Raw genomic sequence first — 10,184 nt, 5'->3', positions numbered from 1 at the left:
TCTACCAGAGCAAGTCTGGCTGAACCCAGAGAAGGACGGGGGTGACTTAAAGGTCGCCGTGTAGATGAACACGACAACTACCTTGACAAACAGCGGTTGTGGAGTGTGCCTGCATACCCTGCCGTCTTGCGAGCAGCGGGAGAAAATCAGCCAGCACGCGCTACCGGCACATCGCTCCATTGGGTGGTGTAGCAGGGCGACATCCGCTCCCGGCGCATATGCCAGGGTTTGGTAACACTTGTCGAGAAAAAAGTGACTGTGTCGCGTCCGTATTTCTGGTTGATTTGGTCCAGAGTTTTCATCAGCTTGTCTGGTTGCTCACCGGTGCCGTATGGTTTGCACAGTGTTTCCTGGGATAGGGTTGCAGGCTCGATGCCGGCCAGGATGACACCGGCTTTTTTATAGGCATAGCCTGGCCGGTAGATGCGTTTGAGACCGAACAATGCCGCCCGTATCAGTAAACGCGTGTCAGCACTGGCATTGGGCAGCGGGACAGCGATGTGGTTGCTGTATTGGCGATCCTGCTCGCGGAATGGATGGGTCTGGATGAAGACCTGGATCGCATGGCAGACCGAATGCTGGCGGCGCAGTTTTTCCGCTGCGCTGCTGGCATGGCTGGCGACCGATTCATTCAGCTCGGGCAGACGGCTAATTGGCTGGCCGAAAGACCGGGAGGAAATGATCTGCTTCTTGGGTGCGGCAATCTCTTCCAGCGCCAGGCAGGACCGCCCGCATAGTTCATTGCCGATCCGCGCCATCACCACCCCGAATTGGGCACGCAGCCATGCCGGATCCGCCTCGCACAGCGCCTGCACGGTTTCGATGCCGGCTGCATGCAGCTGCTGGCGCGTCTGGTGCCCGATCCCCCAGACTTCGCCGGCTGCAATGGTCGACAACAGCCCATCAATCTGGGGCGGTGTCATGGCTGTCAGATCACAGACCCCATTGAATTCCGGCCGTTGCTTGGCGAGATGATTGGCCAGCTTTGCCAGTGTCTTGGATGCGCCAATTCCGACGCAGACCGGCAGGCCTGTCCATTGGCGCACACGCTGGCGAATCGATTGCCCTAATGCAGTGACTGATGGCCACAGACTGGTCAGGCCATTCAAGCCGAGAAAGCATTCATCGATCGAATAAACCTCCACTTCCGGACTGTAGTTGCGCAGGATAGTCATCACCCGGTTCGACATGTCGCCATAAAGCGCATAGTTGGACGAGCGTGCGAGCACGCCATGAGCCGCTGCCAGCGCGCGTATCCTGAACCAGGGCACGCCCATCTTGACCCCCAGCGCCTTGACTTCGTTGGAACGGGCGACGACACATCCGTCATTGTTGGATAAAACCACGACTGGCCGACCCTCGAGCGCCGGGTTGAACACCCGCTCGCAGCTGACATAGAAATTATTGACATCCACCAGCGCGAACAGCTGTCTGCTGGCCGGTGTGTTGTGGATCGGCATGACTACACGTTAAAGCGCGCGACTGTGCCCACCACCACCCCCCAGACTTGCAGCTCTTCGTGCTCCTGAAAGCGGATCGGCGGGTAGGCCGGATTCTCCGCGTGCAGCTCGACCACGCCTGCCACCGAATAGAGACGCTTGACGGTATATTCGTTATTGATGACCGCCAGCACGATATGCCCATGCCTGGGCTCGATGGAGCGATCCACGATCAGCATATCCCCATCGTGAATATGAGCGCCCGTCATGGAGTCGCCGGCCACGCGGAAAAAAAACGTCGCCGCCCGGTTGCGAATCAGATAGGTGTTCAGATCCAGACTGTTCTCGACATATTCATCCGCGGGCGAAGGAAACCCGGCCGGCACACGGTGCTGGAGGAGCGGCAACCGGCATGCCACAGGATCGGCTTCCGCCCGCTGCAGGGGCGGGAGATGTGCCAGTTTGCCGCTGGCTGTGTATGGAACGACGGTAGTCATGGCAAGTATATTCAGTGGAAAATTTTTGGACAGATCTCTGCAGATTATGCCCAATTTGACGGCCCAAGTCTTGGGCAAATCGATGAAGCATTTTGTGAATCATGCCGTCGAACCGTTTCCAGTGCGCAGGGTGGGTTGGTGCGCCATAAGCCCGACAAGGGGTATCTGCACTTCATACATCCTGCTGAAAATCTTGCAGAGGGATATTGCAAATTGGCCTGGTGTGCGAAGTACGCTGCCCCCGGCAGAACAGACGGAGTAAGACGGTGCCGGAGCTTGAGATCTCACGGTTTTGAGGATACCCGAACAGATCAAGGCCGATCATGGCAATGACCGGGTAGGCAGGCGTTGGCCCTCGGCCAATGCGGACCCGAGCGTGTAAAATAGCGCTCCGGGAGGAAGCGTCGATGTAGCTGGTGTGATCAATGCTAGTACTCCTAAGCCTATCCGCACGGACCAAGACCGGCGACACTGCTGAGTGCACATAGAGGAATACAGGCCGAGAATGAATCACGACAGATACAGCATGTCATTTACAACCGGGAGTCTCTTTCACCGTGAATCGGTAAAGTTAGCCGAGCTATATCTTGCATTCGGTGACTGGCATACCGTGCGGGATAATGTGGTGGGTAAGAACGTTATACAGGCCAGAACTTTGAACACTTTGAAGCGGGTGTGCCGCGAGGTTATCTCGCGCTTGAAAACGCTGAATGCGGAAGAGTTGAATTTTTTGATGGCAGCGGGTCATCAAGAGCAGGCGTATTTACTATGGATTGCCATTTGCCGACGGTACAAGTTTATTGCCGATTTTGCCGTTGAAGTCGTTCGTGAACGCTACATCACTTTGAAGGCTGATTTGAGTTTTGATGATTTTGATTCCTTTTTCAATAGGAAATCGGCGTGGCACCCGGAGCTTGACGAGATTCGGCCAGCCACGAGAAACAAATTGCGACAAGTGCTTTTCAAAATGCTCCATGAAGCGGATCTGCTAGCTACAAACAATATGATTAACGCAACCATGCTCAGCCAAAGGCTGATTGATCTCATTTCTCATGGCAAGCGCCAGGATATTTTGTACTTCCCTGTATTTGAATCGGATTTGAAAAGGATGGTGAAGTGAGGGCAGATATAGCCAGCATGCCCATGCAGGATAGATTTCAGCATCTTTTCGCTGTAATCTCTGGCCAGCGTTTTCTTGGCAAGCAAGGTCTCGGTAATGAAGTGCCTTTTTTCATCTGTCCCTTTAAACCCGAAGAATCGCTCGAGATGGAGCGATTGCAACGGCAATTGATCAACCGTCTCGAACAGGCGGGTGTCCGGATTCTGGAGATCAATCTCTATGATCTTTCCATTGAAATATTGAAAGCGCGCGATATCTGGAGCCAGATCCTGGAGATGGAAATATCTGTTTCCAAAGAACAGCTCAAGGAGCTGTTGCAGGGAGTGCTGGATCCTGAAACCCATCTTGTGCCAGCCATTGCTATCAAATTGGCGAGCACGGATTTTGATGTGCTGTTTCTTTCCGGGGTGGGCGAGGTGTTTCCTTATATTCGCTCGCATCATGTTCTGAATAACCTGCAGAGCACTGCGAAGGAAAAGCCGACAATCATGTTTTTCCCGGGAGCCTATACCCACTCGTTGGCGACCGGCGCGTCACTGGATCTCTTCGGCAGGCTTCACGATGACAAGTACTACCGGGCGTTCAATATTTTTCACTGCGAAGCATAAACGAAGGAAGCTTGATGACTCTGAGACATATCTTCTGCAAACCGGTTGATCGTCCCATTGAAGGGGTGATCAAGGCTGACGATGAAGCAAGCCTTCGTCTCGAAATTGAAGAATACGTCCTGACCAATGAAGTTGAAAAGCGGCTCGAAGCCTTCCTGGATGCCTATAACAACTACCAAGGCGCCAATGGCGTGTGGGTTTCTGGTTTCTTTGGTTCCGGCAAATCGCATCTGTTGAAAATGCTGGCGCTATTACTTGAAAACCGGCCGGTGGACGGTACTTTGGCGCTTGAACTGTTTCTCCCAAAATGTGGCAGCAATGAAATCCTGCGTAGCGACCTAAAACGCGCGGCTGCTATCCCGTCAAAAAGTATTTTATTCAATATCGATCAGAAAGCGGATGTCATCAGCAAGACCCAAATCGATGCGCTCCTCGCTGTTTTCGTCAAGGTTTTCGATGAAATGTGCGGCTATTACGGCAAGCATGGACATATTGCCCAGTTTGAGCGCGATCTCGACAGCCGAGGACTGTATGAACAGTTCAAGTCAGCTTATGCAGCGGCTGCAGGACGGATCTGGCAGAAAGGCCGGGAGCAGGCATTGCTTGAAGGCCAGAATATCGCCAAAGCCTATGCGCAAGTGACTGGTGGAGACGAATCGCAGGCGACCGGGATGCTGGATAAATACCGCAGCCAGTATCGGGTTTCCATTGAGGATTTTGCTGAGCAAGTCCATGCCTACATCGAACGGCAATCACCTGGGTTCCGGTTGAATTTCTTTGTCGATGAGGTTGGTCAATATATTGCCGATAACACCAAGCTCATGACCAATCTCCAGACCCTCGCCGAGAGTCTGGCCACCAAGTGCCGGGGGCGCGCATGGATCATCGTTACCGCCCAGGAAGATATGGGAATGGTTGTTGGCGAAATGGGTAAACAGCAAGGTAATGATTTTTCAAAGATTCAGGCGCGATTTGCCAATCGCATGAAGCTGACCAGCGCCGATGTTGCAGAAGTCATCCGGAAGCGCTTGCTGTTGAAAAACGATGAGGGCGTGCGTCAATTGTCAGTGCTTTACCACGCGCAATCCAATAACTTCAAAACGCTGTTTGACTTTGCGGAGGGTTCCGTCACATACCGGAATTTCCAGGACCGCGATCACTTTATCCACAGCTACCCATTCATTCCGTACCAGTTCGCCCTGTTTCAATCGGCCATTCAGAATCTGTCGCAGCATAACGCCTTCGAAGGTAAACACAGCTCGGTGGGCGAACGCTCCATGTTGGGGGTGTTCCAACAGGTAGCGATCCAGATTGGGGATCATGAAGTCGGGCAGCTGGCCACTTTTGATCTGATGTTCGAGGGCATTCGCACTGCGCTGAAATCCAACATCCAGAAAGCCATTATCCAGGCAGAAAACCATCTGGATGGCCCCTTCGCGCTCCAGCTGTTGAAAACGCTCTTCCTGGTCAAGTACGTCAAGGAGTTCAAGCCGACTGTCCGGAACCTGTGTGTGCTGATGCTGGAAGGTTTTAATCAGGATTTGCCTGCACTGAGGAAGCGTGTCGAGGCAGCCCTCAGCCTTTTGGAACAGCAGACCTATGTGCAGCGTAATGGCGAGCTTTACGAATACCTGACCGATGAGGAAAAAGACGTCGAGCAGGAGATTAAGAATACCGAAGTGGAGTCGGCTGAAGTCGCCGCCGAGCTTGAAAAGATCATCTTCGACCATGTGATCAAGCTTCGGAAAATTCGCTACGATGCTTCATCTTCTGGAATCCAGGGCCAGGATTATCCCTTCTCCAAAAGACTCGATGATCGTTTGCATGGACGCGAATACGAACTGGCCATTCATGTCATCAGCCCGTTCCATGAACATGCCGAGAATGAGCAGATGATCCGTACCAGCTCTACCTACAATATCGATGCACTTTTCATTCTCCTGCCCGCAGATGAACGCCTAGTGCGCGATATGCTCATGTATAAACGAACCGAGAAATTCATTCGCCAAAACATCTCGATTACCCAGCAAGAAGCAGTCAAACGCATTTTGACCGACAAGGGATTCCAGAACCGGGAACGCTATGCCGACCTGCAGCAGCGCGTCAAAGTCCTGGTGAGCAAGGCCAAGTTGTTCGTGGCAGGCGCCGATATAGAAATCGGTTCAGAGGACGCGCAAACCCGTGTGTTGCGCGGCTTCCATGAACTTATTTCCCGCGCCTATCCGAATCTGCGCATGCTGCGCGGCATTGCCTATACCGAGAACGACATCGCTCAATACCTAAAACATTCGCAGCAGGAACTGTTTGGCAACGATGCCGCCTCCCTGGCCGAATCCGAGCAGGAGCTGTTGGCGTTCATTCAGAGCAATAACCGGAGTGGTGTTCGTACTACCTTAAAGAACCTGCTGGAGACATTCGAACGCAAACCCTACGGCTGGTACTACGCCGCGGTGCTTTGCACGCTGGCCAACTTATGCGCTCGCGGCAAGGTCGAGGTTCGCGTGGATGGCAACTTGCTTGAAGAAGACGAGCTGGAACGTGCGCTGCGCAACACCCATGGCCATGGCAATGTGGTGCTGGAACCCCAGGTCGAATTTAGCGCGTCCCAAGTCCGTGCCCTCAAGGCGTTTTTTGAGGACTTTTTCGATGCTCCGCCTCGCGCCAGCGAAGCCAAGGCGCTCGGCAAGGAAACCGGCGCCGCATTTCAGGAACTCATGTACCAGCTCACCCCGCTGGCGGCTCAGGTGTCCCAGTATCCATTTCTGAATGCGCTGACACCGGTGCTTGAAAAACTCAAGGAATTGACCGGCAAGCCCTATACCTGGTATCTGACTGAGCTGACTCGGCAGGAAGATGCGTTGCTCGACATGAAAGAGCAAACCATTGATCCGATCCGAAAATTCATGGTGGGGGGGCAGAAAGTGATCTTTGACGAAGCCCGTTCGTTTGTTCAGAGCCAAGAGCCCAATTTTGCCTATATCGAAGGCGAAGGGGCGACGCTATTGGTCGCTAACCTCAAAGACCCAGCGTGCTTCAAAGGCAACAAAATCCAGCAGATGAAAAACCAACTGGACCTGTTGAAGACAAACATTAGCGAAAAAGTTAAACAGGTTCGTATTTGTGCTGTTGAAACCCTGACCGTCTTGCAGGACAGAATGCAGGCTATGGATGAGTATCAGAAACTCCCTGATATCAGGCAGGCAGAGCTGAACAAACCATACCAGGACTTGATGGAACATGTTGAACAACAGCATTTGATAGCAGTGATCAACGACCGATTGAGGTATTTCGAAGATCAGGGTTACCAAAAACTGCTGGCCAGGATGGTTGAAATGGCAACTCCCGCACCCGTACCACCGGTGTCGTATGATCATAGCAAGCCGATGCCTGATAGCAAGGATGAGATTCGCGAATCAAAAATCCAGTACATACATTATCGGCAGGTTCGTGTCACCTATGACAAAGCCTGGCTGGCCGATGAGGGCGATGTTGATTGTTATCTGGAGTCCCTGCGCAAGGCGCTACTGGAAGAGATCCGTAAAGGTAAACGAATTCAAATTTAATAGGGCAGGCGACATGAAGATTGCGATAAAAAATCTTGGCGCTATCAAGCAAGCTGAGTTCACGCTTGGTGAACTAACGATAATCTGCGGCGGAAACAACACTGGCAAGACTTATGCCACCTATGCATTGTTTGGCTTCCTATCCTTCTGGCGAGATGTTTTTTCAATCAAAGTGCCAGATGGAGATGTTCGACGCCTCTTGAATGAAGGCAGCATTGAACTGGATATTCAGGACTATATCGACCGCGCACAAACAATACTCAAAAATGGATGCAATGCCTTTACAGAGCAACTGCCTCATGTTTTTGCTTCATCAGACAAACACTTCTCCGAAAGTCAATTTTTAGTGGATTTGGATTCAAGTGACATACAACCAATCCCGATCTTTGATCGCACAATGGGAGCAGCGAAAACCCAGCTTTTTTCTATCTCAAAAAAAGCCGATTCACCATTAGTGACGATTACTCTGCTGATTGAGAAAGAAAAAGTCAGAATACCTCAGGAAGTCATAAGCAGGATCATTGGCGACGCCCTAAAAGATATTGTTTTCGGGCATCTATTCCCGCGTCCATTTATTGCCAGCGCAGAAAGAACCGGGGCTGCAATTTTCAGAAAGGAACTCAATTTCGCACGCAATAGATTATTGGAAGAAATGAGTTCAATGGAAAAGGATATCAATCCATTTGAATTGCTTTCTAAGGTCTACACCGACTACGCACTGCCTGTTAAGTCGAATGTCGACTTCACGCGCCAACTTGAGGAGCTCGCCAAGAAGGATAGCTTTATAGCCAAGGAACATCCTGAAATACTCAATGACTTTACAGATATTATTGGCGGCGATTACCTCGTCACGAAAAATGATGAGCTTTATTTCGTTCCAAAGGGCAAGCGCATAAAACTGACCATGGACGAAAGCTCAAGTGCGGTACGTTCGCTGCTGGATATCGGTTTTTACCTTCGCCATGTGGCCGCCCCGGGCGACCTTCTGATGGTTGATGAGCCGGAGCTGAATCTCCATCCTGAGAATCAGCGGAGGGTTGCCCGGCTTTTTGCACGATTGGTCAATATCGGAATAAAGGTGTTTATCACGACACACAGCGACTACGTCATCAAAGAACTGAATACGCTGATTATGCTGAATCAAGGAGGAAAACGTCTCATGGCGCTTGCTGAACGCGAGAATTATAGCGATTCTGAAATGCTAGATCCCAAAAAGGTAAAGGTGTACATAGCGGAAGAGGCTCTCATTATGTTGGATGGAGCGCAGCGGAAAACAAGATGCCAAACCCTCGTTCAAGCAGATATCGATAGCAAGCTTGGGATAGACGCGCGGAGTTTCGACAAGACCATAGAAGACATGAATCGAATCCAGGATGAGATCGTTTGGGGAGAGGATGAATAATGTCGGATATAAAAATCCTCTCTGAGCTGATTTTAGAATCAGCGTTGGTTCCCCATGAAAATACATACGGAAAGCCAGTCATCAAACTCCAGGAAGCAGGCGTTAAAGACGCCATTTCGTACATTCGGAACATTCCATCGGACGCTATTGTCATCAAGGCGGATAAATTTCCCGCGCCAGAGTCCTTTTTTAAAGGCGACAAAGGAGAATGCAAAAGGGCTGATTTCATTATTATTAGCGAAGAGAAGAAAGTCATTCTGTATGTTGAACTGAAGGCAGGCGCAAAGGATACCAGCCATATAGTTAAGCAGCTAAAGGGTGCTTCCTGTGTAATCTCCTATTGCAAAGAAATCGGAAGGCATTTCTGGAACGAGAATACATTTCTTGATGGCTATGCGCATCGGTATGTTGGCATGGTTAACTTGAGCGTCAGTAAAAAACCATCTCGTCACAAATCGGCGCCACTGCATGATTCACCGGAGACGTTTTTGAAAATCTCATCGCCCCATCACCTTCAGTTCAATCAATTGGCCGCGGTGTAACCGTGGAAACAGCCAAACTCAAAAAATTCGCTCAATTCGCCCGACGCAGCCTGCTGGAGCAGGTCTCCGCCAAGCTGAAACTGGTGCTGGCCGAGAACAGCGCTGCTCGGCGCGAGCGTGCCGAGGCGATCAAGAAGCTTGAGGAGGCGATCAGGGGTCACGGCAAGGAACAGGTCATCGAGCGTGTCGCCTACATCTGGTTCAACCGCTTTTGCGCCCTGCGCTTCATGGACGTGAACCGCTACACCCGCATTGACGTGGTGTCGCCCGCCGAGGGACAGTTCCAGCCCGAGATTCTGGCTGAGGCCAAGATGGGGCACATTGACGAAGAGATGGTTCACAACAAGGTCCGGCAGCAGATCTTCGCCCTGCTCGACGGCAAAGCCCCCAGTCGCGACCCGCAAGGGGAGGCCTATCGCCTGCTGGTGGTGGCCGCCTGCAACTTCTTCCACCGCGCCATGCCGTTCCTGTTCCAGCGCATCGATGACTACACCGAACTGCTGATGCCCGACGACCTGCTCTCGGGCAACGCCATCCTGGCCTACACCCGCGAGGCGATGACGCCGGACGCCTGCGAAGATGTCGAGGTGATCGGCTGGCTCTACCAGTTCTACATCTCCGAGAAAAAGGATGAGGTGTTCGACGGTCTGAAGAAAAACAAAAAGATCACGCCCGAGAACATCCCCGCCGCCACCCAGCTTTTTACCCCGCATTGGATCGTGAAGTATCTGGTCGAGAATTCGTTGGGGCGACTCTGGATGTTGAATCGACCTAATTCGCTGCTGAAAGAGCGAATGGAATACTACATCGAACCACAAGAAGATTTAACCACGGAACACACGGAAAACACGGAAGGGGAAAAACAAGATAATAAAAATTCTGTGTCATCCGTGTATTCCGTGGTTGAAAAAGATTTTTGGCTCGTCAGCAGAATCTGTGGGCGACATCCGGTTCAGGTAGCGCGCCAAGTGCATGATATAATGCGATTTCTGCGCCATGAAAGGTTCGAAATC

At 51.6% G+C, this 10,184-nt stretch carries 7 protein-coding genes and 1 pseudogene; 6 read left to right on the top strand and 2 right to left on the bottom strand.

Annotated features, from left to right (window positions below):
- Positions 1-146: 146 nt before the first annotated feature.
- Entirely contained in the window at positions 147-1,460 is a 1,314-nt protein-coding gene (locus BLV85_RS13225) for a Y-family DNA polymerase (protein WP_090415709.1), read from the bottom strand.
- A gap of 2 nt (positions 1,461-1,462) precedes the next feature.
- Positions 1,463-1,936 (bottom strand): LexA family protein, encoded by a 474-nt coding sequence (locus tag BLV85_RS13220; protein ID WP_090415708.1) that lies wholly within the window; start codon positions 1,934-1,936, stop codon positions 1,463-1,465.
- Positions 1,937-2,441: 505 nt separating this feature from the next.
- On the opposite strand from BLV85_RS13220, the gene BLV85_RS13210 reads away from it, so the two are divergent.
- The 6 genes and pseudogenes from BLV85_RS13210 to BLV85_RS13185 form a co-directional block, all read left to right on the top strand.
- Complete coding sequence (locus tag BLV85_RS13210) at positions 2,442-3,056, top strand: DUF1819 family protein (protein WP_090415706.1); 615 nt, start codon at positions 2,442-2,444, stop codon at positions 3,054-3,056.
- Positions 3,053-3,664 (top strand): DUF1788 domain-containing protein, encoded by a 612-nt coding sequence (locus BLV85_RS13205; RefSeq protein WP_218132848.1) that lies wholly within the window; start codon positions 3,053-3,055, stop codon positions 3,662-3,664. Before BLV85_RS13210 ends, BLV85_RS13205 begins: the two co-directional genes overlap by 4 nt.
- A 14-nt stretch (positions 3,665-3,678) precedes the next feature.
- Positions 3,679-7,227, top strand: coding sequence for a BREX system P-loop protein BrxC (brxC, locus tag BLV85_RS13200; protein WP_090415704.1), 3,549 nt, complete (start codon positions 3,679-3,681; stop codon positions 7,225-7,227).
- Positions 7,228-7,240: 13 nt separating this feature from the next.
- Positions 7,241-8,629: an AAA family ATPase gene (locus tag BLV85_RS13195; RefSeq protein ID WP_090415703.1), complete on the top strand. Its 1,389-nt coding sequence runs from the start codon at positions 7,241-7,243 to the stop codon at positions 8,627-8,629.
- On the top strand, positions 8,629-9,171 hold the full coding sequence (locus BLV85_RS13190; protein WP_090415702.1) for a hypothetical protein: 543 nt from the start codon (positions 8,629-8,631) through the stop codon (positions 9,169-9,171). Before BLV85_RS13195 ends, BLV85_RS13190 begins: the two co-directional genes overlap by 1 nt.
- A gap of 2 nt (positions 9,172-9,173) precedes the next feature.
- Positions 9,174-10,184 (top strand): annotated as a pseudogene (locus BLV85_RS13185) (hypothetical protein); the annotation flags it as partial.

This window comes from Nitrosomonas halophila, from assembly GCF_900107165.1.
In the GTDB taxonomy this organism is placed as follows: Bacteria; Pseudomonadota; Gammaproteobacteria; order Burkholderiales; family Nitrosomonadaceae; genus Nitrosomonas; species Nitrosomonas halophila.
This window is presented reverse-complemented; position numbering and strand designations above follow the sequence as displayed.

Coding starts and splice junctions, on each gene's coding strand:
- BLV85_RS13225 (WP_090415709.1), bottom strand. CDS start 1,460: ATGCCGATCCACAACACACCGGCCAGCAGACAGCTGTTCGCGCTGGTG.
- BLV85_RS13220 (WP_090415708.1), bottom strand. CDS start 1,936: ATGACTACCGTCGTTCCATACACAGCCAGCGGCAAACTGGCACATCTC.
- BLV85_RS13210 (WP_090415706.1), top strand. CDS start 2,442: ATGAATCACGACAGATACAGCATGTCATTTACAACCGGGAGTCTCTTT.
- brxC (WP_090415704.1), top strand. CDS start 3,679: ATGACTCTGAGACATATCTTCTGCAAACCGGTTGATCGTCCCATTGAA.
- BLV85_RS13195 (WP_090415703.1), top strand. CDS start 7,241: ATGAAGATTGCGATAAAAAATCTTGGCGCTATCAAGCAAGCTGAGTTC.
- BLV85_RS13190 (WP_090415702.1), top strand. CDS start 8,629: ATGTCGGATATAAAAATCCTCTCTGAGCTGATTTTAGAATCAGCGTTG.